Source organism: Methylococcus capsulatus str. Texas = ATCC 19069, from assembly GCF_000424685.1.
In the GTDB taxonomy this organism is placed as follows: domain Bacteria; phylum Pseudomonadota; class Gammaproteobacteria; order Methylococcales; family Methylococcaceae; genus Methylococcus; species Methylococcus capsulatus.
The window spans coordinates 81,260-102,950 of the sequence record NZ_AUKJ01000023.1; the positions used below are offsets into that span (position 1 = coordinate 81,260).

Sequence of the window (21,691 nt, forward strand, 5' to 3'; positions counted from 1 at the left end):
GTGGCATATCGGTTGCTTGTTTTTCTTTGAAAGTCTTTCAAGCATCCCTAATGTAAGGAGGTGTTCCATGACCGGCTACGGATTCATCGACCAGAACCATTGCAAATCGGCCATCCCCGGTGAGTCTCCTCAGGAACAGGAGACAGTGGCGAAAGATCCGGAGGAATACCCCTTCTACATCATCCCGGCGCCGCCGGTGCCGGGACGGACCTCGTGGAGCGTGGTTCCGTGGTAGGAGGCGAAACCGCCAGCCCGTCCCTCGCGGAGCTTCTGCGTGAGGACGTTGGCTGCGTATTCGAGCGCGATCCGGCGGCCCGCAGCCGGCTGGAAGTCATGTTGACCTATCCCGGTGTCCACGCGGTGCTGCTGCACCGGTTCGCCCACCGCCTGTGGCGCGCCGGACATCGGCTGAGCGCACGGCTGCTGGCGGCGTTCGCCCGCTGGCTGACCAACGTCGACATTCATCCCGGCGCGACCATCGGCCGGCGCTTCTTCATCGATCACGGCGCCGGCGTCGTGATCGGCGAGACCGCGGAGATCGGCGACGACGTGACTCTCTATCATGGCGTCACCCTCGGCGGAACCTCGTGGAACAAGGTCAAACGCCATCCCACCCTGGGCAACGGCGTGCTGATCGGCGCGGGCGCCAAGGTTCTGGGTCCCATCGTCCTGGGCGACCAGGTTCGAGTCGGTGCGAATTCGGTCGTGATCAAGGACGTGCCGGCTTATTGCACGGTGGTCGGGATTCCCGGCAAGGTCGTGCAGCCCAAGAGTTCGCGTAAGTCCGACCCGCACGGCATCGACCTGGACCATCATCTGATCCCCGATCCGGTCGGCAGGGCAGTGCAATGCCTGCTGGATCGGATCGAGACCCTGGAAGACGAACTGGTGAAGCGGCGCGTCGAAGCGGCCCACGAATGCAGGCAGTGCGATGGCGAGGCGGTGTGCAGGGAACCCGCGGCAGCCGATCTTGAATGAGGAATATTTTCGAGGATGAAGGCATGAGCAGCGACCCGCCGGCAAAGACCCAGCACTGTTCCTTCTGTGGCATCGAACAAGGCAGGGACACCCCCCTCATCGCGGGCATCGAGGGCCAGATCTGCGAGGCCTGTGTACGGCTGGCCGAACAGGTCGTGGCCAACTGGGGTCGCAAGCGTTCGATGGCGGAGCTGCATGGCAATGTCCCCAAGCCGGAGGACATCAAGCGCCACCTCGATCAGTACGTGATCGGCCAAGAACTGGCCAAGGAGATCCTCTCCGTCGCCGTCTACAACCACTACAAGCGCCTCCGCCACGAGAGCCGCGAGATTCTCGGGCTGGCCGGGAGCGACACCGAAGTCCAGGTCGGCAAATCCAACATTCTGATGATCGGGCCGACCGGCACCGGCAAGACCCTGCTGGCCAGTACCCTCGCGCGCATCGTCGGCGTGCCTTTCGTGGTGGCCGATGCGACCACGCTCACCCAGGCCGGTTATGTCGGCGACGATGTCGAGAACATCCTGGTCCGCCTGCTGGAGGCCGCCGACGGCAGTGTCGAACGGGCCGAGTGGGGTATCGTCTACATCGACGAAGTCGACAAGCTGGCGAAGAGTCCGGAAATGGCGATCAACACCCGCGACATTTCCGGCGAAGGCGTGCAACAGGCACTGCTGCGCTTCGTCGAGGGCAGTCAGGTGAAGGTGGCGGCCCGTGGCCGGCGCCGCGAGGGGAGCGGAGGCGGGGAAGAGGTCACGATCGACACCCGCAACATCCTGTTCATCGCGGGCGGCGCCTTCCCGGGGCTGGAAAGACACGTGGAAAAGCGCATCGGCCCTCCGCGTGGCGAGATCGGCTTCCACGCGCCCGTGCAGGATGCCAAAAGGCCGCTTCTGGAGGAATTGCTGGCAGAAATCCAGCCCGAAGACCTGCGGCGCTTCGGCCTGATCCCCGAGTTCATCGGCCGTTTCCCCGTCATCGCTCCCCTGGAGCCGCTGGACGAAGCGGCCTTCGTCCGCATTCTCACCGAGCCCCGCGATGCCCTCGTGCGGCAATACCAGAAACTGTTCGCCTATGAAGGCGTGGAGCTGGTGTTCACCGAGCCCGCGATCCGCCGCATCGCCGCGCGCACCATCGAGCGCGACACCGGCGCGCGCGGTCTGCGCAGCATCATCGAGCATATCCTCCGGCGGCCCATGTTCGAGATTCCCTCCCAGTCGGATGTCCGTCAGTGCGTCGTCGATGCCGATACGGTGGACGGAAAGGCGCCCGTCACGCTGGTGAGGGCCGAAGAGGAGGCGGGGGGAGCGCGGTTGGCCGCAGGCGAGGTTTGATCTTTTTCACCGCGCCAGGGTTGAATCGGATGCCCGTTCCGGTGATACCCTGAGGCGCCATGGCTGGCCCGTTCCCCCCATCCGAAACTCATCATTCCCCCAACGTTGCCCTCGCCGGGCACAGCACCAATCTCGTCGGTATCCCCACGGAGCTTCTCGCCAGCCCCGATTTCAACCAGCATCCTCTGCCCTTGCGCATCCACGGCACTCGCGAGGCCCACAGCGGTCTGTTCGCCAGGCTGGGCCGCTGCGAGAACCTTCGGGAAGCGGGCGGTGTCTTCCAGGATTACATGAGCGTGGTGTTCGGTTTCGAGGAGGAGCAGCGTCTCGGCGAAGACCGTCAGGGACGGCGGCGATTCCGGGGCAGTTACCTGCGCTTGCTGCAGGATTGGGGCTTCGATTCCAACAATCCGCAAGGGGCGGTCTTGAAGGGTTGGGTCGAGAGCCGCTTCGGTCTGTTTCCCACTTTCCACAAGCAGCCGTTGACCGGTTTTGCCACCCCGGCCTGGATGGACTACGTCGAAGAGAAAATGGCGAGCCGCTTCCACAACAACTGCATCTATCTGCAGCTCGACCTGCTCTTCGAATTCTGCCAATGGGCGATCGCAAGGTTCGAGACGCCGGCGCGTCGCCACGTCAGGCTCTATCGCGGGGTCGACAGTCTCGGTGAATTCTGCCCCTTGGGGGCCGGCAACGGACGGGAAATCCTCGTGCGTCTCAACAACATCGTTTCTTTCTCCGCTGACCGGACGCAGGCGGGGCAGTTCGGTGCCTATATCCTCGAAACCGAAGTTCCGGTCGTGAAGCTCCTGTTCTTCAACGATCTGCTGCCGAGCCATCCTTTGCGCGGGGAGGCCGAGTATCTGGTGATCGGCGGGGGTTACCGGGTGAAGATCGTCGTCTGACGCAGATGAACCGGTGCATCTGGACAGCGGCTGGCCTATGATACGAGAAACCTTACGAAGCCCGGAGCGGCCCCTCCATGAACATGAAAATGATCTTCACCACGGCCGCACTGGCGATTTTCCTGCTGCTTGCCGGCATCGATGCCCATGCTTTGAAAGAGCCGGCGCCATCGAGCGCCCCGCCGGCGCGGCCTGCCGAACAGGATGAGCTGGCGCTGTTCCGCGCCAGCATCCGGATGGAAAAACGCGAATTCGTCGCCGATGCGATGGATCTGGATGAAGTCCAGGCCAGGAAGTTCTGGTCGATCTATCATCAGTACGAAGCAGATCTGATGAAATTGAATGAGGCCCGCTACGCCTTGATCAACGACTACGCCGTCAATTTCGACAGTATCAGCGAAACCAAGGCCGATGAGCTGGTCAGGGCAGCCCTGGAGTTCCGCAAATCGCGCACGGCTTTACTGGAAAACTATTACGGCAAGCTAGCGAAAGCTCTTTCGAAAAAGATCGGCGCCCGCTTTCTCCAGGTGGAAAGCGTTCTGCAGGGGGCGGAAGACGTGGAAATCGGCGCTTCCCTACCGTTGATGCCCAAGTCTCGATAAATCGGGGAGGCCGCAAGCCGTCGCCGCCGCGGTTGTCGTCTCGGGGCAACGGGCTACAATGAATGGAGGTACCTATGCCCGCCGATGATTTCGGATGATCCCCCGCCAAGATACGACCGAAGGGGAGGGCAGCGGCTCATGTCGAGGGGGACACGCTCATGTTCAAACCATTTGCTCGAGGGTTGATGTGCATCGCTCCGGTGTTGCTGCTCGTTGCGTGTTCTTCGCACACCGTGGCGCCCAAAAAGGATTCACTGGTCCAGTCGGTTCCGTCCACCGGGTCGGACACGCCCCGGGATTTGGATTTCATGCCGAGGAGCCGGCCACGGGCGGAGTACATGACCCGTTATCTGGGGGTGTTTCCCCGCTACCCTGCGCTCGAGCCCCAGGTCGCCTTCTGGCGCAAAGTCTATGCGGAGTGGAGTCGGTCCCAGGTCGCCCTGCACGACGATCGCTACCTGGGGCTGATCTACGAGGTCGTCGACCTGCCCGGGGAAGCCGGTGGCGGCTTCACGCCCAGCCAGAAAGCCCGGGTGCAGGAGCGATTCGATTACTGGAAATACCGCTTGCGTAACCTGGAGGACAGACTGGCGTCGCGCGCGCCGCTGGATGCCGCCGACCAACAGCTGGCCCGGCGGATCGACGAGCAGGCGGACCTCCGGACGGCCATCAGGGGCGCTGCCGAGCGTCTTCGCTATCAGCGGGGGCTGCGGGAGCGGTTCAAGCGCGGCTTGGAGATCAGTGGGCGTTATGACGAGCATTTCCGCCGCATCTTCCGCAATGCCGGTTTGCCCGAGGAGCTGGCGCTTCTACCCCACGTGGAATCCTCGTTCCAGGCCAATGCGAGGTCTTCCGCGGGGGCGGTGGGCATCTGGCAGTTCACCGCCGGAGCCGCCAAGACCTTCATGAATGGCCAGGACAGCGTTGCCGCGCGCCTGGACCCGATCGCCTCCGCCCACGGCGCAGCACGCTATCTCAGTCACGCCTACGGCAAGCTGGGGAGCTGGCCGCTGGCCGTGACGTCCTACAATCACGGCATCGGGGGGATGCAGAAAGCGAAGAACGTCTACGGGCACAACTTCGAACGCATCGTCCAGGATTACGATCATCCGCTGTTCGGCTTCGCCTCCCGCAACTACTATGCGGAGTTTCTGGCCGCGGTGGAGATTGCCGCCGACCCGGAGCGGTTTTTCCCGGAAGGCGTGAATTACGAAGATCCACTGGATGAGGCGCCCAGCCCATTCACAGTGGCGGGAAAGCCGTCTGTGCCGCTCGTCCGGCCGGTGCTGCATAAGGTTCCGGCGCATCCTCTGAAAGGGGACCGTGTCACCTCGGTCCGCTTCCCCAAGTCCCTGCATGGCAAGGCCGGCCCTGCACATGCGGCAGTGAGCCTCCGCCCGGTCGCCAAGGCCCGGACCAGCCGTCCCGTCGTCGCTGCCATCGGCAGGAGCGGCGAAAAACTGCGTCTTGCCCGTTCACGCTGAGACTCGGCGACGGTCTCCAAGAGTGTTTCGGGGACCGGGATGGCAAGTCCTTCCACGATCCTTTAGGATGCGGCGTCTAGACAAGACGCGGAGTGCATCATGGCTTTTTTGGGCTGGCCGGTTTCGGGCGGCAGCGGATTTCTCACACCTGTGGTACACGGCGCGGGCGATGCGGCAGGCGCTGGCTGGGTCGGGCTGCTGGAGGGCGTGCTCGATTCGACCACCCGGTTCTTCGACGGCGGCGGCACGTTCGAATTCCTGCCGGGACTTTCCGCCCTGGCTCCCAACATCCATCCCCTCCTGGTCCATTTCCCGATCGCCTTCCTGAACGCATTTTTCCTGCTCGACCTGACTGCCGTGGCGTCGCGTAAGAAAGAACTGCGTTTGGTCGCGAGCTGGATGCTGTACCTGGGGACGCTGGGTGCGGTGTCGGCGGCTGCGGCGGGGCTGTTTGCGGCGGGTTTCGTTCCCCACGGCGAAGCGGTGCACGAGATCATGGAATGGCATATGCGGCTGGGAGTGACCGTCACCAGTCTCGCCCTCGTCCTCTCCCTCTGGCGGCTGATCGCCCGCTACCGGTTTTCCGGCATGGCCAACGCCTTTCACCTCTTTCTGGCGAGTCTCATGGCAACGGCGATGTTTTTCGGCGCCGACCTAGGCGGATTGATGGTCTACGAGCACGGCGTGGGCGTGAAAAACCTGCAATCCGTTGAGGCTGCGCACCACCACGAACACGGCGGGGGCGAGCCCTAGCGGATCAGGTACCGCGGGTGCTCAGGAACGGCAGCAGCACGCCGCAAAGCAGTACCAGGGCGCAGCCGGCGAGCGCCGTTCCATCGGGAGCCTTGGCGAACCAAAGCCAGCCGAAGGCCAGGTTGAACACGGGCGTGGCATAGCTCACCGCGCTGACCAGGGCTGCGGGTGATTCCTGGTACGCGCGCGTCATGAGGACCTGTGCGCCGCTCGCCGCCAGGCCGCAAACGAGGAGCAAGGCCCAGGCCTCCCCGTCTCCCGGCACAGTGAATCCCGAGAGTCCAAACCAGGCCAGATGCATCGGTATGGCGACCGCGCAGAAATAGAACACGACTGTGCCGGGCGGATTGCTCTGTCCGGCACGGGCGACCATCAGGTAGGCGAGAGCGCTGAGGAATCCCGAGCCCAACGCCATCAGCCTGCCCAGTTCGTCGGAAACGTCCGCCCGCGGCTTCATCAGCAGGTACAGCCCGACCAGGGAACCTGCCAGTGCGGCCCAGATCCAGCCGCTGTTCCTCTGGGCGAGCACTTTCGGGCCGAGCAAGGCCACGAACACCCCGCTGCTGGCTCCGAGAAAGGCAGCCTCCCCAGGTCCGATCCGCTGGATCGAAATGAAGGAAAGAATCAGCGCCAGCGAGCCAAACAGCCCGCGCAGCCATAGGGACGGACGCATGTCGCCCAGCAGGGAAGGTATCCGCGAGCGGATCAACGCGGGAAGGAGGAGAACGGCGAGGTTGACGATGATCCGGAAAAAACTGACCGTCATCGTCGGCAGTTCGGGATGCCTCACCCCGAGTGCGTATACCGAGACGCTCATCACGGAAAACAGGAGGGAGGCGAACAGCATGGCCCAAAGCCCCCGAATGTTCCGCGGCTTTGAGGAACGCGGCCGAAAGTTCAACATCGGCGGAGCAAGCCATCGCGGGCCGCGGATTGAATCCCGCGTGAATTAACACTATATTCCGGCGGGTTTTTCAGTCGGGCCGCTCCAACGGCCGCATCAGGTTTTTGACGACAGGACTCGACAAGAACGATACACATGACGATCGACAAAAGAAAACTGATCCGTTACGGACTTCCCGCCATTTTCCTGATCTTGGCCGCTTTTGCCGGCGAACTGATGCTCGAGGGGCTGATCGAATTCGCCGACCTCCTGCTCGAACTTTCCCAGCATGCCCTGACCACCTTCTATTCGAAGGTGTTCGAACTCGATCATCTGGAAGCCCAGCACAAGGCGGCCTGGACCAGCATGATCACGTTCATCATCGTGCTGATCTTGGCCATCCGGAAACTGGCGCCGAAAGTCGCCCTCAAAATCGAAGAAGGCAGGACCTGGTGTCGAGATCGGCGCGATGCGCTCCGCACCTGGTGGCGCGGCCTGGGCTGGTTCAAGAAAACCGCGTACGTGGGCGGCGGCGTGGCGGTGCTGGCCGGCCTCGCGATGATCCTTTGATGTGTCCTAACCGGTCAGTTCGAACTGGGCCGGCCAGTCGCGGTAATTGAACACCTGGCCGGTTTCACGTACCCGGGCGATGGAGTCGAGGTCGATTTCCCCGTAGACCCATTGCGGTCGGTTCAACTCGCCGATCGCGAGGAGGCCGTTGTCGGGATGGCCGTAATCCACCGGCGTGTAGATCGCTGCCGCGCCGACGTTGACGTCCACGGCCTCCGACCAGGGAGCCGATCCCACGGTCGGCGACTGTACGACGTAGCACTGGTTTTCGAGCGCCCGTGCCTGGCAGCCGATCCGTACCCGGTGATAGCCGGCCAGGGTATCGGTGCAGCTCGGTACCAGGATGAGGTTTGCGCCCATCTCCACCTGGCGGCGGGCGATCAAGGGGAATTCGCTGTCATAGCAGACGTTGATGCCGATCCGGCCGAATTCGGTGTCGAAGGTACGGATCTCCTTGCCTGGTGAGATCAGCCACTGCTCGTTCTCGAACCGGGTCATCAGCAGTTTGTCCTGAAATTCCGGCCTGCCATCCGGACGGAACAGGAAGGCGCGGTTGCGGTAGCTGCCGTCCGGCTGCCGTACCGGGAAGGTGCCGGCCAGGATGTAGATGCCATGCTGCTCCGCCAGATCGGCATAGAGCATCATGAAGTCGGGCAGGACCGACTGCATTTCCGCCAACTGGGCCGACAGGCTGCGGTACACCGCTTCTGGGAACAGTGAAGCCAGCTCCATGCTGAAGTATTCCGGGAATACCAGCATCCGGGCGCCGTTGCCGGCGGCCTCCGCTACCCAGCGCTCGGCCTTCTCCTGGTAGGTCGCCCATTCCCCCAGGAAGCCGATGTCGTACTGGGCGGCGGCGAGAAACAACGGCTTCATCGAGCGGAATCCTTCAGCGGCTTGAGCCAGAACACCATGGGCTTCTCCGTCTCCTCGGCTTGATCGACGTCCTTCCAGGCATAGGTGGTGACGAGTTCGGGGTGCTTGACGTAGCCGAACCGGCTCCAGATGGCATAGAGCGGCACATAGTCGGCGGGTCTCAAGGGGTGATCGTCCGGCCTTTGCACGCAACAGAAGGCGCAATAGTCGAACTTTCCCAGGCGGCGGGCATGGCCCTCGCGGCCTTCGAAGAACCGCTTGTAGATGCCCCGGCCACGGTAGTCTTTCAGGAGCACCGATTCGGCGCAGTAGAAGATCCTGGCCGGATCGTAGCCGTGCTCGAGGAAGGGGCGTTTGAATTCAGGCGTTTCGTCCTCCATCGGCAGGCCCGTGGAGGCGCCGATGGCGCGTTCGCCGTCCAGAGCCAGCACCACCACGCTCTCCGGCGATTCCACGTAAGTCTGCAGATAGCGTTCCTCGTATTCCGTGGTGCCGTCGTACAGATAGGGGAAATCGCGGAATACCTCGATGCGCAGCCGGGCCAGGTCGGGGATGTATTTCTCGATTTCGGGCCCCGTCAGGACCTTGACGATGATCGCCTCGCTCATGGCTGTCAGGCCTTTTCGACCTGCTCGATCCAGTCCTGCAGGTTGTAATAGTTGGTGATGCGGGCGACCTTGCCATCGCGGATGTCGAAAAACGCGCCGGCCGGCAGGCGATACTTTTGGCCTTTGGCGGGCGGCAGGCCCTCGTCGGTCACCCGGTATTCGCCGAGGACGACGAATTCGGCGGCGGCGCGGGTGCCATCCTCGTTGGTCATGATGGTCATGTCGACGAGCTGTTCCTTGTAATTGCGGTTCATCCGGTCCATGAAGGCCCGGAATGCTTCCTTGCCGATCTCGCGGGGGCCCTGGTTGATGTCGTGGATCACATCGTCGGTGAGGAGGCCCAGGAAGGTCTCCATGTCGCCTGCGTTGAAGGCGGCGTAATAATTCTCGATGAGGGCTTTGGCGTTCTGATGCATGGCGCTGATATTCCGGCTACTGGGTGAGGAACTTCCAGGGGAGTCACGTCCCCGGAATTCAAAAGCGCGTAATTTTATGAGGGGAGCCCTGGCCTGTCGAGACCGGTCGACAGGCCGAGGCTGGCACGTCGGATTATTCCGTATAGAGCGGCACCAGATCGATGTCGATGCGGCGATTCTGGGCCTTGCCTTCGGCGGTGGCGTTCGATGCCACCGGCTGGTATTCGCCGTGTCCGGCGGCGGTCATGCGGGCTGGGTCGATGCCCTTGGACTGCAGATATTTGACCACTTCACAGGCGCGACCGGCGGACAGCTCCCAGTTGCTGGAGAAACGGTGGGCCAGATGTTTGCCGATCGGCACGTTGTCGGTATGGCCTTCGACTTCGATGCGGTGATTGGTGGCGCTTTGCAGGGTGGGAATGATCTTGTCGATCGATGCCTTGCCTTCCTTGCTGATTTGATAGCCGCCTTCGGGGAAGAGCAATTCATCTTCCATGGTGACGCGGAGACGGTCTCGCAACTGCTGGATCTTGACCTCGTCGGCTTCCACCTCCGTGCGCAGCTGTTCGTTGAGCTGTCTTTCGTAGCCGACATCGCGGTCGTAGGTGCTTTGCATCACGCATCCGCTCAGCACCCCGGCGGTGAGCACGGTCGTCGCGAATTTTTTTACCATGGTTTGCTCCTTTTTGATCGGCGGTTGGTTGATGAGCGCCTCAGCGGCCTCGCGGCGATTGTCCCGGAAAAACCGGCGGACCACCAGGTTCGGCCTTTTCCACGCGGCTGATGAGTGAACCCTCCGCCAGGCGGGTGTAAAGAAGCTCTCCGGGCTGAATATCTTCCCACGAGTGGACGACGGCGTCGTCGGCCGCCCGCAGGGCGATCGAGTAGCCCCGGGCCAGGGTCGCGAGCGGGCTCACCGTGTCCAGCCGCTGGCCCAGGGCCTGGAGCCGTTCGCGTCGGCGTTCCAGGAGGAGCGATGCCGAACGCCGCAGGCGGGATTCGAGCGAATCGAGCTTCCCGGTAAGGTGTATCACCCGCTGGGCGGGATCGTGGCGGACGAGCCGCAGCTCCAGAGCTTGTAACCTCTGGCGCTCGAGATTCAAGCGCGCGGCGGCGTTGCGAGCGAGCCGGTGTTTCAGTTCCGCCAGGCGTTGTGCCTGGCGCCCCAGCCGCTGTTTGGGATGGCATTGCTGCAGCCGGCGCTCGACGAAGTCGAGCCGCTGCTGGACCCTTTCCAGCCGCCCGAAGAAACTCCGGCGGAGTTGGGATTCGAGGCGTTGCAGGCGAACGCCGAGGTCGATCCGGTCGGGTGTGACCGCTTCGGCGGCCGCGGAAGGCGTAGGCGCGCGCAGGTCGGCGGCGAAGTCGGCGATGGTGAAATCCACCTCATGGCCGATCCCGGTCACCACGGGTGTCTGGCAGGCCACGATGGCCCGTGCCAGGCTTTCGTCATTGAAGGCCCAGAGGTCTTCCAGGGAGCCGCCGCCGCGCGCCAAAAGCAGGACATCGCACCAGCCGCTGGCAGCGGCCTGCTGCAACGCACGGATGAGTTCCGCCGGCGCCTCGCTGCCCTGGACCTTGGCGGGAAAAATGATGACCGAAGCCGCCGGGTAGCGCCGCGCCAGCACGGTGAGGATGTCGCGGATCGCGGCGCCCGTGGGCGAGGTGACGACACCGATGCAGGTGGGGAAGCGGGGGATGGGCTTCTTGCGGGCCGGATCGAACAGTCCTTCGGCGTCCAGGCGTTTCTTCAGCGCTTCGAAGGCGCGGTGGAGGACGCCGTCGCCGGCCTCCTCCAGGAGGTCTACGATCAGCTGGTAGTCGCCGCGGGGTTCGTACAACCCTACCTGGGCGCGGGCCAGAACGTGATCGCCATTGGTAGGTTTGAAGCCGAGCAGACGCCCGGAACTGCGGAACATGGCGCAGCGGACCTGGGCCTCGGCGTCCTTCAGGGTGAAGTAGAGGTGGCCCGAGGCCGGTGCAGCCAGATTGGACACTTCGCCCTCCACCCAGAGCGTGCCGAAATGGCTGGACAGGGTGATACGGGCTTCGCGGTTGAGACGCGAGACTGTATAGACGAATTCGGGCCGGCCATCCGGCGATGAGCGCAGGTTCACGCCTGCTTTCAATCCAGGGATTGTTTGAAGCGGTGGATCAAGCGGCGGTCCCTTTTGGACGGGCGATGGGCGGGTTCGTTCGCGAACGACTTCTCATCCCGTCTGCGGGCGGCGTCGGCTTCGCGCCGTGCCTGGCTCTCGGGGGTTTCCCGATAGAGCAGGACGGCTTCCCTGGCGGGCCGCCGCTGGGTATTCAGGGCTTCGACGACGACTTCCCAGACCTCCCGTTCACGCGTGATCTCCAGCCGGGCGCCGATACCGATTTCCTTGCCGGGTTTGGCGCGCTGGCCATTCAAATGGACCTTGCCGCCGTTGATGGCCTCGATGGCGAGCTGCCGGGTTTTGAAGAAACGAGCGGCCCAGAGCCATTTATCCAGCCGAACCTTCGCTCCAGTCGCCTCGGCAGGGGGGAGATGCGCACCCGGATCCGCCATGCCGATCAGCTCGAAACCGGCAGACCGCCTTCGACCCAGGCCTTGAAACCGCCCGCCATGCTCACCGTGCCACGCCAGCCAAGCTGCTGCAGGATATCGGTGGCCAGAGTCGAACGGAGGCCGCTCTGGCAGTAGACCACGATGGCTGCGTCCTTTTTTCCCTGGAATACGGGATGGGTTTCGATGCGGAACTCCACCACACCACGCGGGATGTTGATGGCACCGGGCAGGTGTCCGGCCGCGTACTCTTCGGGCTCGCGAACGTCGAGAATCAAGGTATCGCCGAGCATTGTCCGAACCTCGCCGGGGCCGATTTCACGAATCCGCTGCTTGGCGGCGGCTACTAGATCCGTGGGGGTGAGGGCCATGGCCACTTCTCCTTGGGTGGACGTCGAAGTTGCCGGCTCAGGCGTTGAGCCGGCGCAGTTCCTTGGGCAGGGAAAACACCACCTTTTCCTCGATGCCCTGGGTTTCCGTGGCGGTGCGACCGCCCCATTCCTTGAGCTGGGCGATGACCTGCTGCACCAGGATCTCGGGGGCCGAAGCGCCGGCGGTGACGCCGATGCGCTGGGCACCCGCCACCATGTCGCGGGTCAACTGGGCGGCGTTGTCGATCAGAAAGGCTTTACGGCCGAGCTTGTCGGCGATTTCGCGCAGGCGGTTGGAGTTGGAGCTGTTGGGCGATCCGACCACCAGGATGGTGTCGCACTGGGCCGCCAGTTTCTTGACGGCATCCTGGCGGTTCTGAGTCGCATAGCAGATGTCGTCCTTGCGCGGGCCCAGTATCTTCGGGAAACGCATTTTCAGCGCTTCCACCACGGCACCGGTGTCGTCGATGGAAAGCGTGGTCTGAGTGACGTAGGCGAGGTTGTCCGGATTCTTTACCTGAAGCATTTCGACGTCTTCCGGCGATTCCACCAGATAGATACCCCCGGCCGGGTTGTCGTACTGCCCCATCGTGCCTTCCACTTCCGGGTGTCCGGCGTGGCCGATGAAGACGATTTCGCGGCCTTCGCTGGCATGTTGGTGCACTTCGATGTGAACCTTGGTGACCAGCGGGCAGGTGGCGTCGAAGACCTGCAGGCCGCGCTCTCTGGCTTCTTCCTGGATCTGTTTGGAGACCCCGTGGGCGCTGAAGATCACCGTCGAATTCTCGGGTACTTCCGACAGCTCCTCGACGAATACCGCGCCACGCTCCCGGAGCCCATCGACCACGTAGCGGTTGTGGACGACTTCATGGCGTACATAGATCGGCGCGCCGAACACCTCGATGGCGCGGTCGACGATCTCGATGGCGCGGTCGACGCCGGCGCAGAATCCGCGGGGATTGGCGAGGATGATTTCCATGGGGCTGTTACCGGGCTAATTTCTTACCTAAGAGGTGGGGCATTGTGTCATGGCATTACCGCGGAATCAACGCGAGGCCGGGGCGGTTCGCGGTCGCGGTGCCAGATTGGTTCGTGATGGCCGCCCATGCGGGCCAGCATCCGGGCGACCACGAACAGGAAGTCAGACAGCCGGTTCAGATAGGCCAGCGATTCCGGATTGACGGCTTCTCCGCGCGCCAGCGCCACCAGCCGCCGCTCCGCCCGCCGGCAGACCGTCCTGGCGACGTGGCAATGGGCCGCCGCTAGGCTGCCGCCGGGCAGCACGAAGTCCTCGAGCGGGGGCAGTCGTGCGTTGAAATGGTTCAGCCAGACCTCCAGCCATTCGGTCTGCCGGCGCTGAATCGAGGGCTGGCCGGGCAGGCTCAGTTCGCCGCCCAGATCGAAAAGGGTCTGTTGCACTTCGACCAGGCAGGCGCGCAGCTCCTCCGAAGTGGCCTGGGTCAGTACCAGGCCGATCACGCTGTTGAGCTCGTCGACGGTACCACAGGCCTCGATGCGCAGGCTGTCCTTGCCGGTGCGGCAGCCGTCGCCGAGGCCGGTGGTGCCGTCGTCGCCGGTTCGGGTATAGATTCGGGTCAGGCGGTTTCCCATCAGATTAGCTTCTCCTCGGAGACGACGATGCCGTCTTCGTCCGCGTAGAGATAATGGTCGGTGCGGAAGTTCACGCTGGCGAAGGTGATCAGGCAGTCCCGGTCGCCGCCGCCCCGCTTGTGGCTATCGAGAGGGTGGGTGTGGAGCGCGCGGATGCCGATGGGGACCGTACCGAGTTCCACGGAGTCCCGCACACAGCCGTAGACGATGATGCCCTGCCAGCCGTTGTCGGCGGCCAGCCGCGCCAGATTTCCGCCCAGCAGCGCGCAGCGATGGGAAGCGCCGCCGTCGATGACCAGGACACGGCCATCGACCTCCTGTGCCAGGGTTTCACGGATCAGCACGCTGTCTTCGAAGACCTTGAGGGTCGTGATCCATCCGTGAAACCGCGACACCGCCCCGAATGGGCGGAACAGCGGCTCCACGATCTGGAGCGGATGGGTGCCGTGGAACTGGTCGCAGAGGCCGGCGGTGGTGAACTCCATGGTTGGAAACTCCGTGGGTGGCATCAGAGATAGCGTGACAGCAAGGCAGTATCGTCGCAGGGCGCGGGCAAGGGAATCCTGACCTCCCAGCCGCCGCCGGGAGCTTCCTGCATGGCATTGCCCTGGGAGTCCTCCATGCCGGTGAGCAAGAAATCGAGGTTGCCTTCGGGGCGGATCAGCTCCAGCCGGTCGCCGACGCCGAACTTGTTCTTGACGGTGACTTCGGCCATCCCGCCATCGAACCTGGTGACTTCGGCGACGAACTGCTGGCGGTGGCTTTCGGAGCAGCCCCGCACATAGTTCTGGTAATCCTGGGTATGGTGGCGCTGGTAGAATCCGTCCGTGTAGCCGCGCTGCGCCAGATTTTCCAGCACGCCGAGCAGGTTCCAGTCGAATTGCCGCCCGGCGAGCGCGTCGTCGATGGCTCGGCGGTAGACCTGGGCGGTGCGCGCCACATAGTAATGAGACTTGGTGCGGCCTTCGATCTTCAGGCTGTCTACCCCGATCTCCACCAGCCGCTGCACGTGCTCGACTGCTCGAAGGTCCTTGGAGTTCATGATGTAGGTGCCGTGCTCGTCCTCCATCACCGGCATCAGTTCGCCCGGGCGGTTTTCCTCTTCCAGAAAATACACTTCGTCGGCCAGCGGGTGGCGCTCCGCGGCGCCGCAGTCCGCCAGGCTGCCATTCAACTCCGCGAGGTTCAGCCGCAACGCTCCCGGAACATAGTCTCCTTCGGCGTTCTCGTGCGCCGGGGCGACGTCGTATTTCCAGCGGCAGGCATTGGTGCAGGTGCCCTGGTTGGGATCACGGTGATTGAAATAGCCGGAGAGCAGGCAGCGTCCGGAGTAGGCGATGCACAGCGCGCCGTGGACGAAGACTTCGAGCTCCGTGTCCGGGCATTGCTGGCGGATTTCGGCGATCTCGTCGAGCGAGAGCTCGCGCGACAGGATGATCCGCGAGATGCCGGCCGACTGCCAGAACTTCACCGCCGCAAAGTTCAACGTGTTGGCCTGCACCGACAGATGGATGGGCATTTCCGGCCAGGCCTCGCGCGCCAGCAGGATGAGGCCGGGATCGGCCATGATCAGCGCATCCGGTCCCATCGCAACCACGGGCGCGATGTCTTTGATGAAGGTCTTGATCTTGGCGTTGTGGGGCAGCACGTTGGCCGCGAGATAAAACTTCTTGCCGAGGCGATGGGCCTCGGCGATGCCCAGCGCCAGGTTTTTCTCCAGGAAGTCGTTGTTGCGGACCCGCAGCGAGTAGCGCGGCTGGCCGGCATAGACGGCATCGGCGCCGTATGCGAAGGCATAACGCAGGTTCTTCAGGGTGCCGGCAGGGGAGAGCAGTTCGACAGAAGGCATCGGGAGCAGCGATATGAAGAGGGCATAGCTCGACGGCACTATACCAGAACCTGACGCCGCTTGACGCAGCCCATGCCTGGGCCTGGTCACCGGCGCAAACGGCCACGATTACGATCCGCGCATGCCCTACTGCTGCTTGAAGACGATGCCATGATCGGCAAGAGCGTCCAGCTCGGGCCGAAGCGGGAGGGTCATGCGGTCGACGGGGTGAGGGATGGCGTGGCAGCGGCGCTGGCGCGGTTCGTCGCCCGGCTCCGCGCGTCGGCGGTCCGGTGAGCCGCGTCACTTGTGCCGGAGCTCCGCCGAAGCTCCCATCCACCGGCCTGCATCACGGTCCAACCACTCCCTGGCCCGCTCGCGCCCTTTCAGGACGAGATCGAGGAACGCCGTGCTGACGCCGGCCACCTCGGCCCAATGCCGGACGTCGGGCCCCCGCTTTCGCGGCGGCCGCTCGACGGACCGCATCGGCCCCCCGGACGGACCGCTGGCCGAGCCATTGCGGGCACCGGCGGTGCCGGAACGCTGACCGACCTGCAAGGTAAGGTCGTCGCCGGACCAGGGCAGCCATCCTCCCCCTTCCGATCCTTCGCCCGGTACCGGCTGCGACGGCGGCCCTTTCCATTTCTGTCCAGGCTCCACACCGGCAAGAGTGTCGTGGGTACCGCCCTGCAGCACCAGCAGGTATTTGCCGCCGGCTGGCATGGACTGCCACAAAGCCGAGCGCAGGGAGGTGGCGCTCATGCCATAGGGGTCATCGTCGTCGGTACCGGTCACGGCGAGGAGAGGCATCGCGATCCCCGCGGCACGCTCGTCCAGTTTGCCTTCGGCCAGCGTGACGTGCGGACTGAGGACGACGGCGCCGGCGAATCTGAATTCGGCATTGGCCGGGAACGCCGCCTTGACCGCCTCTCCCGCCAAGGCGGACGCGGCCTGGGCGCCGAGGTCGAATCCCGCCACCGCCGCTTTGGCCGGATCCGCGACGGCATAAGGGTTACCCGGAGTCGCGGCGCGCTGGCGCAGTTCGCCCAACGCCCAGGCCAAGTGGCTCAGCCGGCTTTCCAGCGAGGCCGAGGAGAAGTAGGTCCGCCCTGTCGCCCGCAGTTCACCGGCATCGAGCTTGTCCGAGGCCCAGAATACTTTGCCGAGAGCCGCCGGCTGCACGGTGAACACGGCGTAGCCAGCCGCCGCCCAACTGCGGCGCCAGAATGCCCCCGCAGTGGCGTCTTCGCCCAAGCCTGGCAGATAGACGACGAGCGGGAAACGCCCGCTTCCGGATGGCGCGAGAAAACTGATGTCGAGTTCAGCGTGCAGGTGCTTCCATGTTTCGCGAACCTCGTTCGTCGAGTAGATCCGCTCCGGGCGGTAGCCGCCCTGGGCGTCCAACTCCTCCAGCTTCGCTTGCGCCTCTTCCGGCAACGGCGGGCCCGGCTGCTGGCATCCGGCAGCCGACAGCAGGGCGGCAAAAACCGCCAACCGACAACATAAAAAAGTTCCATACCCATCGGCTTGCGGCTGGTTCATAGGGCGATTTCCTTACATCGGCTTCCAAAAGGAGAGTTCTCGCATCTGCCCGGTCCGGGCATTTTGGTGTTCTTGCCCGGTTTCAAGGGGTTGAAATGCCGGATTCGTGAGATCGCCGGCCCCATGCCGACCGTGATCGTCGAGCCGTGAGATCAACGAACGAAGGCCACCGTAACCCGTGCCATCCGCAGCGCCGGGCAGTCGGTGGCTGTCGTCGTCTACGACCCGGGCGCTCAGGGCATGCTCCGGGTCCTGCAGACCGCCAGGATCGGGCCGGCCCGCAACCGGCCGGCATCCCCCGCGATCCGGGGCATGGTCAATCCGCGGTGGTTCGGCGCCTCGGCCATGCCGTCCGGTCTGCGTACCGGCGGATGATGATGACACGACTCGGGGTCGATCCGAGGACGGGACGTTCGGCGGACGGCGTCGATGGGGTGGGAACTGAACCTCTGGGGGTGCGCTCGGTGCCAAACTCCCGATCTGCGGCGACTGAACCGCCCCGGTTTTCGCCGAGGCTCGCCGGGTTGAGTCGGACCTCCACCGCGGAAGCCTGACGGGTGAGTCGCCGGTGATCGGTTGCCTCGGTTTGGGCGTGCGGATATAGCCGCTGGGTTCGGGCAGCCCGTCGATCGTCTCAGCCGATGCGTTACCGTGGCCGTCACCACGGCGTCCCACGGAGGGTGAATCACCCGATGTCATCGAACCGCTCCGGTACGCTCGCTCTCACATATGCGAGAAACCGACGCCCAGCCTGGGATTCCTCACCCGCCGCCTCCCTCTCCGGGTTGCGGATTCGGCGTCGAGCCCGTGTATTCCGGCGCTTCGATGAACACGTCCATCTGCTGACCGACGAATACCGGCAAGGCGGCCGGATCGAAACTGTAGAGCACCTGCAGCACGCGGGTATCCACCCGTTCTGTGCTGTCGCCGGTCAGGGAGCGCTTCGGCACGATGTAAGGCTCGACGTAAGCCAGTTTCAGCTCCGTGCCGAGCTGGCTGTTGCCGCGCAGATAACCGTAGGCCTTGCCGTCCTTGCGAAAGCGCCAGGCGTCGTTTTCGTCGATGTCGACCCGGACGTGGAGCCGGTCCATGTCGCCCATGATCACCAACGGCGTGCTCAGAAAACCGGTGGTGGCATATTCGCCGAGGCGGACGTTCACCTGGAGGACTTCTCCGCGGATCGGCGCCCGCACCACCATCCGGTCGAGGGTGGTCTGGACCGCAGCCAGTTGTGCCTCCGCCTGCCTGACCTGGGCATGGGCCGTTTCCAGCCGGGCCTTCGCGATCAACACGGCATTGCGTCGCCGCTTGATGTCCTCGGCGCTGATGGCCCGTTCATCGGCCACGGCATCCGCCAGTGCCAAGAGCGTATTCGCATCGGTCAGCGAAGCTTCGGCTTCGGCCACACCGGCCTGGGCCTTGAGCAGATCGGCCCGCCGTATCTCCAGCTCCGCCAGCGGCTCGCGATCGTCCAGCCGGAACAGGACGGCGCCAGCCTCGACCCGATCGCCGACCTTGACTTCGACGCTCTTGACCAAACCCGGCAAAGGGGTGCCGATCCCGATATTCCGGCTTCTCGCCTCGACGATCCCGGCGCCCGCGATGTACGACGCGAACGGTGGACGGGCAGGCTCCACCACCGCCGGCGCGACCGGCGGCGGCTGGTTGCCTGTGACCACCGAATAGACTCCGAACAGGAATCCCGCTACGGCCAGTATCGGCAAGGTGGCTTTGGGTAACATTCCGTCTCCGCGATGAGGGAGGTCACGACTGGCCGGACGACCGGACGACTTTCACCACCTGCCCGTCGTCCATCTGCGCGATGCAGTCGGCAAACTCGAAGATCCGGGCGTCGTGGGTGACGATCACCAGAGCCCGGTCCTCGTCCAGTGCCACCTGTTTCAGCAAATCCATGACCCGGTGTCCGGTTTCATGGTCCAGCGCGCTCGTAGGCTCGTCGCAGACGATCAGCTTCGGCCCGTGGACCAGGGCCCGGGCGATCGCCACACGCTGCTGCTGGCCGCCGGAGAGCTCTGACGGCAGAGATCCGGTGCGCTCGGCCAGCCCGACCCGCTCCAGCACCTCCACGGCCCGGCGCTGCGCCTTTTGACGGCTGATGCCGTTGAGGATCATCGGGATCGACACGTTTTCCGCCGCCGTCAGGCTGGGCAGGAGGTTGTAGGTCTGGAACACGAAGCCGATGTTGGCGGCACGGAACCTGAGCTTGTCCTTGTCCTTCATGTGCAACAGGTCGTGGCCGAATACCCTGCAAAGCCCTTCGTCCTGGTCGAGGATGCCGGCGATCACCGATATCAAGGTGGTCTTGCCGCAGCCGGACGGGCCGACCAGCATCATCAGCTCGCCGGCGTGGATGTCGAGATCGATGCCCCGCAGCGCGACGACCTGCTGCCCGCTGCCGTCGTAAGTTTTCCGGACTCCCCGGCATTCTACCGCCACAGTCGCTGTTCCCATGGTTTCTTCAGCCCTTGAACACGATGGCAGGCTCGAGTTTGATCACCTTGCGGATGCTCAGGAGGGCCGAGAACACGCAGATCAGTGTCACTCCCAGTCCGCTGAACACCAGCAGCTGCCAGGGGAACTTGAAAGCCAGAATGGTATTGCGCATGGACCAGCCGAACAGCGAGGTCAGCCCGACCCCCAGCCCGTAGCCGACCATACCCACCAGCGTCGCCTGCAGCAGGATCATGCCCAGCAGGGTGCCGTTGCCCGCCCCCATGGCTTTCAGCACGCCGAACTGGCGGATGTTTTCCAGGGTGAAGTTGTAGAAGGTCTGGCCGGCAATGGCCGCGCCCACGATGAATCCGAGGGTGACCGACATGCCGAAGTTGATCGGGATGCCGGTGTTCTTGAGAAAATAGTTGACGGTAAGTTCCTCGAACTCGGCCTGGGTATAGGCAGCCAGCCCGGTGGTTTCCCGGATGCGGCGGGTCAGCGCGTGGACCTCCTGTCCTGGCCTGGCCTTGACCAGCACGAAGGACAGGAGCTTCCGCTCCCTGGGCGCATACAGCGTGGCCCGCGAGTAGGTCGTATAGACCACCGGCTGGGACTGGAAAGTCCGCGTGGTCTTGGCAATGCCGACCACCACCGCGCGCCGGTCGTTGAGCTCCAGCGTGTCGCCCACTTTCAGCGGTACGGGCTTGCCGGCCGGATCCTTCGACGGTCGCGCGAGCTTATCGCGGGCGCCGTCGATGTCGACGATGACCGAATCGGCCCGCCGCAAATCCTCCAGCCGGCCTTCCAGCATGACCGGCGGTCCGCCGATGAGGGTGGCGTCGTCCAGACCGATCACGTTGCAGGTCTGGAAGGTCCCGTCAGCCAGCCGGGCCTTGATCATCCCCTTGTACATGGGCATCGCCCAGTCCACCCCGCTGACGCCCCGCACCCGGAACAGTTTGGTGTCCTGCAGCGGCTTGATGTCGTCGACGAACTGCACCTTGGGATCCATCACCCAGATATCGGGGAGGCCGACGTCGGTGACGAAACTGTACGAGCGCATCATCAACCCGACGAAGATGGCTGGCTGCTGTGTCATGATCAGCGAGGCGAAAGTCAGCCCCATGACGATGCCGAGGTACTTGCCGCGGTCCCCCATGAGCATCTTCAAGGCGATGTAGTTCACGGTCCGGCCTCACCGGCTGAGAGATGCCTGAGCGCAGCCATCGAGAAGCGGGCGATATGCTCCGCGGTTTTCTCGATCTCTTCGGGTGTGGCGATGATCTCTGGGCAAAGCCGGTCGATCAGCGAACGCGAGTGCCGATACATGAGGCACTGACCAACGATGCTCAAACCCAGCCGATGCATGTCCGCCTCACTGACACCGGGGCCGACCAGTTCGGCGATGATGCCTTGCAGCAGCGCACAGCGGGGTTTCATCGTGGATTCGATGACCTGGTCGAGCGCAGCGGTGGGATCGGCGATCTCGCGGGCGATCAACTTTCCATGGCGTCCGAGATGGGTCTCGTCCAGCAGACGCGCCAGGAAGTTGGCGATGAACTGGCGCAGCCGCACTTCCGGCGGCAGGCTCGAATCGCACGCCAGCGTATCGGGATAGCGTTCATGGGTTTCGCGGAACGCCGCCGCGAGCACTTCCGAATACAGAGCCTCCTTGCTGCGGAAATAGTAGTTGACGGACGCCGCATTCACGTCCGCCCGAGCGCAGATATCCCGTACCGTGGCATCGTGGAATCCCTTCTCGGCAAACACGTCCAGCGCGGCTTGCAGCAGCCGCTTGCGAGTGGGGTCAGGGAAAGGATGGGTGTTCGGTGGATTCATCCAGATGATTGAAACAATTGTTTCAATCAAAAATACTAAACCGATGGATCGAAGTCAAACATTCGATTCCTCCCGCGTCAGAATGGTTGTCG

At 63.8% G+C, this 21,691-nt stretch carries 27 protein-coding genes; 10 read left to right on the forward strand and 17 right to left on the reverse strand.

Features of this window, described 5'->3' with window-relative positions:
• Positions 1-67: 67 nt before the first annotated feature.
• The 7 genes from H156_RS17255 to H156_RS0111320 all read left to right on the forward strand — a co-directional run bounded on the left by H156_RS17255 (position 68) and on the right by H156_RS0111320 (position 6,053).
• Positions 68-235 carry a hypothetical protein gene (locus tag H156_RS17255; RefSeq protein WP_010961084.1) on the forward strand — a complete coding sequence of 56 codons (168 nt, stop codon included), beginning with the start codon at positions 68-70 and terminating at the stop codon, positions 233-235.
• Positions 229-978 carry a serine O-acetyltransferase gene (gene cysE / locus H156_RS0111295; protein ID WP_017365488.1) on the forward strand — a complete coding sequence of 250 codons (750 nt, stop codon included), beginning with the start codon at positions 229-231 and terminating at the stop codon, positions 976-978. The genes H156_RS17255 and cysE overlap by 7 nt, the downstream gene beginning before the upstream one ends.
• Positions 975-2,309, forward strand: coding sequence for an ATP-dependent Clp protease ATP-binding subunit ClpX (gene clpX / locus H156_RS0111300; protein WP_010961082.1), 1,335 nt, complete (start codon positions 975-977; stop codon positions 2,307-2,309). The genes cysE and clpX overlap by 4 nt, the downstream gene beginning before the upstream one ends.
• A gap of 59 nt (positions 2,310-2,368) precedes the next feature.
• Complete coding sequence (locus H156_RS0111305; protein WP_017365489.1) at positions 2,369-3,214, forward strand: NAD(+)--dinitrogen-reductase ADP-D-ribosyltransferase; 846 nt, start codon at positions 2,369-2,371, stop codon at positions 3,212-3,214.
• Between the two features lie 77 nt (positions 3,215-3,291).
• Positions 3,292-3,816: a hypothetical protein gene (locus H156_RS0111310; RefSeq protein ID WP_010961080.1), complete on the forward strand. Its 525-nt coding sequence runs from the start codon at positions 3,292-3,294 to the stop codon at positions 3,814-3,816.
• A 338-nt stretch (positions 3,817-4,154) separates the two neighbouring features.
• Positions 4,155-5,300 (forward strand): lytic transglycosylase domain-containing protein, encoded by a 1,146-nt coding sequence (locus H156_RS0111315; RefSeq protein WP_238536867.1) that lies wholly within the window; start codon positions 4,155-4,157, stop codon positions 5,298-5,300.
• 99 nt (positions 5,301-5,399) lie between these two features.
• Positions 5,400-6,053 carry a DUF2231 domain-containing protein gene (locus tag H156_RS0111320; RefSeq protein ID WP_017365491.1) on the forward strand — a complete coding sequence of 218 codons (654 nt, stop codon included), beginning with the start codon at positions 5,400-5,402 and terminating at the stop codon, positions 6,051-6,053.
• A gap of 4 nt (positions 6,054-6,057) precedes the next feature.
• Here H156_RS0111320 and H156_RS0111325 read toward each other — a convergent pair whose 3' ends face one another.
• Positions 6,058-6,900 carry a DMT family transporter gene (locus H156_RS0111325; protein ID WP_238536868.1) on the reverse strand — a complete coding sequence of 281 codons (843 nt, stop codon included), beginning with the start codon at positions 6,898-6,900 and terminating at the stop codon, positions 6,058-6,060.
• A 192-nt stretch (positions 6,901-7,092) separates the two neighbouring features.
• On the opposite strand from H156_RS0111325, the gene H156_RS0111330 reads away from it, so the two are divergent.
• The gene (locus H156_RS0111330; protein ID WP_017365493.1) at positions 7,093-7,506 is read left to right on the forward strand and encodes a hypothetical protein; all 414 of its coding nucleotides are present in this window, start codon (positions 7,093-7,095) and stop codon (positions 7,504-7,506) included.
• A gap of 6 nt (positions 7,507-7,512) precedes the next feature.
• Here H156_RS0111330 and H156_RS0111335 read toward each other — a convergent pair whose 3' ends face one another.
• The 11 genes from H156_RS0111335 to trhP all read right to left on the reverse strand — a co-directional run bounded on the left by H156_RS0111335 (position 7,513) and on the right by trhP (position 15,785).
• The gene (locus H156_RS0111335) at positions 7,513-8,382 is read right to left on the reverse strand and encodes a carbon-nitrogen hydrolase family protein (protein WP_017365494.1); all 870 of its coding nucleotides are present in this window, start codon (positions 8,380-8,382) and stop codon (positions 7,513-7,515) included.
• Entirely contained in the window at positions 8,379-8,990 is a 612-nt protein-coding gene (locus H156_RS0111340) for a GNAT family acetyltransferase (RefSeq protein ID WP_017365495.1), read from the reverse strand. Before H156_RS0111340 ends, H156_RS0111335 begins: the two co-directional genes overlap by 4 nt.
• A 5-nt stretch (positions 8,991-8,995) precedes the next feature.
• Entirely contained in the window at positions 8,996-9,406 is a 411-nt protein-coding gene (locus H156_RS0111345) for a ketosteroid isomerase-related protein (RefSeq protein WP_010961073.1), read from the reverse strand.
• Between the two features lie 133 nt (positions 9,407-9,539).
• Positions 9,540-10,079: an OmpA/MotB family protein gene (locus tag H156_RS0111350; protein WP_010961072.1), complete on the reverse strand. Its 540-nt coding sequence runs from the start codon at positions 10,077-10,079 to the stop codon at positions 9,540-9,542.
• Between the two features lie 40 nt (positions 10,080-10,119).
• Entirely contained in the window at positions 10,120-11,523 is a 1,404-nt protein-coding gene (gene xseA, locus H156_RS0111355) for an exodeoxyribonuclease VII large subunit (protein ID WP_017365497.1), read from the reverse strand.
• 8 nt (positions 11,524-11,531) lie between these two features.
• On the reverse strand, positions 11,532-11,957 hold the full coding sequence (locus H156_RS0111360) for an RNA-binding S4 domain-containing protein (RefSeq protein WP_017365498.1): 426 nt from the start codon (positions 11,955-11,957) through the stop codon (positions 11,532-11,534).
• 5 nt (positions 11,958-11,962) lie between these two features.
• Positions 11,963-12,325, reverse strand: a complete 363-nt coding sequence (locus tag H156_RS0111365) for a rhodanese-like domain-containing protein (RefSeq protein WP_017365499.1) — start codon at positions 12,323-12,325, stop codon at positions 11,963-11,965.
• Between the two features lie 37 nt (positions 12,326-12,362).
• The gene (ispH, locus tag H156_RS0111370; protein ID WP_010961068.1) at positions 12,363-13,304 is read right to left on the reverse strand and encodes a 4-hydroxy-3-methylbut-2-enyl diphosphate reductase; all 942 of its coding nucleotides are present in this window, start codon (positions 13,302-13,304) and stop codon (positions 12,363-12,365) included.
• 47 nt (positions 13,305-13,351) lie between these two features.
• Complete coding sequence (locus H156_RS0111375; RefSeq protein WP_010961067.1) at positions 13,352-13,936, reverse strand: cob(I)yrinic acid a,c-diamide adenosyltransferase; 585 nt, start codon at positions 13,934-13,936, stop codon at positions 13,352-13,354.
• Positions 13,936-14,421 carry a ribonuclease E activity regulator RraA gene (gene rraA / locus H156_RS0111380; RefSeq protein ID WP_017365500.1) on the reverse strand — a complete coding sequence of 162 codons (486 nt, stop codon included), beginning with the start codon at positions 14,419-14,421 and terminating at the stop codon, positions 13,936-13,938. The genes H156_RS0111375 and rraA overlap by 1 nt, the downstream gene beginning before the upstream one ends.
• Before the next feature lie 23 nt (positions 14,422-14,444).
• A complete protein-coding gene (gene trhP / locus H156_RS0111385; protein WP_026045968.1) occupies positions 14,445-15,785 on the reverse strand; it encodes a prephenate-dependent tRNA uridine(34) hydroxylase TrhP in 1,341 nt (446 codons plus the stop codon).
• A 150-nt stretch (positions 15,786-15,935) separates the two neighbouring features.
• Here trhP and H156_RS17665 point away from each other — a divergent pair, with 150 nt between their 5' ends.
• Entirely contained in the window at positions 15,936-16,061 is a 126-nt protein-coding gene (locus H156_RS17665) for a hypothetical protein (RefSeq protein WP_017365501.1), read from the forward strand.
• 6 nt (positions 16,062-16,067) lie between these two features.
• Here the strand turns inward: H156_RS17665 and H156_RS0111395 are convergent, their stop codons facing one another.
• The gene (locus H156_RS0111395; RefSeq protein WP_017365502.1) at positions 16,068-17,258 is read right to left on the reverse strand and encodes an alpha/beta hydrolase family protein; all 1,191 of its coding nucleotides are present in this window, start codon (positions 17,256-17,258) and stop codon (positions 16,068-16,070) included.
• A gap of 252 nt (positions 17,259-17,510) precedes the next feature.
• Between H156_RS0111395 and H156_RS17055 the strand changes: the two genes are divergently transcribed.
• The gene (locus H156_RS17055) at positions 17,511-17,681 is read left to right on the forward strand and encodes a hypothetical protein (protein WP_154656715.1); all 171 of its coding nucleotides are present in this window, start codon (positions 17,511-17,513) and stop codon (positions 17,679-17,681) included.
• 386 nt (positions 17,682-18,067) lie between these two features.
• Here the strand turns inward: H156_RS17055 and H156_RS0111405 are convergent, their stop codons facing one another.
• Genes H156_RS0111405 through H156_RS0111420 form a run of 4 tightly spaced genes read right to left on the reverse strand, consistent with a single transcriptional unit; the run spans position 18,068 to position 21,599 of the window.
• Entirely contained in the window at positions 18,068-19,048 is a 981-nt protein-coding gene (locus tag H156_RS0111405) for an efflux RND transporter periplasmic adaptor subunit (protein WP_017365504.1), read from the reverse strand.
• A gap of 22 nt (positions 19,049-19,070) precedes the next feature.
• A complete protein-coding gene (locus H156_RS0111410) occupies positions 19,071-19,778 on the reverse strand; it encodes an ABC transporter ATP-binding protein (protein WP_026045969.1) in 708 nt (235 codons plus the stop codon).
• Positions 19,779-19,785: 7 nt separating this feature from the next.
• Positions 19,786-20,946, reverse strand: a complete 1,161-nt coding sequence (locus tag H156_RS0111415) for an ABC transporter permease (RefSeq protein ID WP_017365506.1) — start codon at positions 20,944-20,946, stop codon at positions 19,786-19,788.
• Positions 20,943-21,599: a CerR family C-terminal domain-containing protein gene (locus H156_RS0111420; RefSeq protein WP_010961060.1), complete on the reverse strand. Its 657-nt coding sequence runs from the start codon at positions 21,597-21,599 to the stop codon at positions 20,943-20,945. Before H156_RS0111420 ends, H156_RS0111415 begins: the two co-directional genes overlap by 4 nt.
• Positions 21,600-21,691 lie beyond the last annotated feature (92 nt).

Excerpts from the sequence above, each read along its gene's own strand:
- H156_RS17255 (WP_010961084.1), top strand. The coding sequence starts at position 68 with ATGACCGGCTACGGATTCATCGACCAGAACCATTGCAAATCGGCCATC.
- clpX (WP_010961082.1), top strand. The coding sequence starts at position 975 with ATGAGGAATATTTTCGAGGATGAAGGCATGAGCAGCGACCCGCCGGCA.
- H156_RS0111305 (WP_017365489.1), top strand. The coding sequence starts at position 2,369 with ATGGCTGGCCCGTTCCCCCCATCCGAAACTCATCATTCCCCCAACGTT.
- H156_RS0111310 (WP_010961080.1), top strand. The coding sequence starts at position 3,292 with ATGAACATGAAAATGATCTTCACCACGGCCGCACTGGCGATTTTCCTG.
- H156_RS0111315 (WP_238536867.1), top strand. The coding sequence starts at position 4,155 with ATGACCCGTTATCTGGGGGTGTTTCCCCGCTACCCTGCGCTCGAGCCC.
- H156_RS0111320 (WP_017365491.1), top strand. The coding sequence starts at position 5,400 with ATGGCTTTTTTGGGCTGGCCGGTTTCGGGCGGCAGCGGATTTCTCACA.
- H156_RS0111325 (WP_238536868.1), bottom strand. The coding sequence starts at position 6,900 with ATGCTGTTCGCCTCCCTCCTGTTTTCCGTGATGAGCGTCTCGGTATAC.
- H156_RS0111330 (WP_017365493.1), top strand. The coding sequence starts at position 7,093 with ATGACGATCGACAAAAGAAAACTGATCCGTTACGGACTTCCCGCCATT.
- H156_RS0111335 (WP_017365494.1), bottom strand. The coding sequence starts at position 8,382 with ATGAAGCCGTTGTTTCTCGCCGCCGCCCAGTACGACATCGGCTTCCTG.
- H156_RS0111340 (WP_017365495.1), bottom strand. The coding sequence starts at position 8,990 with ATGAGCGAGGCGATCATCGTCAAGGTCCTGACGGGGCCCGAAATCGAG.
- H156_RS0111345 (WP_010961073.1), bottom strand. The coding sequence starts at position 9,406 with ATGCATCAGAACGCCAAAGCCCTCATCGAGAATTATTACGCCGCCTTC.
- H156_RS0111350 (WP_010961072.1), bottom strand. The coding sequence starts at position 10,079 with ATGGTAAAAAAATTCGCGACGACCGTGCTCACCGCCGGGGTGCTGAGC.
- H156_RS0111360 (WP_017365498.1), bottom strand. The coding sequence starts at position 11,957 with ATGGCGGATCCGGGTGCGCATCTCCCCCCTGCCGAGGCGACTGGAGCG.
- H156_RS0111365 (WP_017365499.1), bottom strand. The coding sequence starts at position 12,325 with ATGGCCCTCACCCCCACGGATCTAGTAGCCGCCGCCAAGCAGCGGATT.
- ispH (WP_010961068.1), bottom strand. The coding sequence starts at position 13,304 with ATGGAAATCATCCTCGCCAATCCCCGCGGATTCTGCGCCGGCGTCGAC.
- H156_RS0111375 (WP_010961067.1), bottom strand. The coding sequence starts at position 13,936 with ATGGGAAACCGCCTGACCCGAATCTATACCCGAACCGGCGACGACGGC.
- rraA (WP_017365500.1), bottom strand. The coding sequence starts at position 14,421 with ATGGAGTTCACCACCGCCGGCCTCTGCGACCAGTTCCACGGCACCCAT.
- trhP (WP_026045968.1), bottom strand. The coding sequence starts at position 15,785 with ATGCCTTCTGTCGAACTGCTCTCCCCTGCCGGCACCCTGAAGAACCTG.
- H156_RS17665 (WP_017365501.1), top strand. The coding sequence starts at position 15,936 with ATGATCGGCAAGAGCGTCCAGCTCGGGCCGAAGCGGGAGGGTCATGCG.
- H156_RS0111405 (WP_017365504.1), bottom strand. The coding sequence starts at position 19,048 with ATGTTACCCAAAGCCACCTTGCCGATACTGGCCGTAGCGGGATTCCTG.
- H156_RS0111410 (WP_026045969.1), bottom strand. The coding sequence starts at position 19,778 with ATGGGAACAGCGACTGTGGCGGTAGAATGCCGGGGAGTCCGGAAAACT.
- H156_RS0111420 (WP_010961060.1), bottom strand. The coding sequence starts at position 21,599 with ATGAATCCACCGAACACCCATCCTTTCCCTGACCCCACTCGCAAGCGG.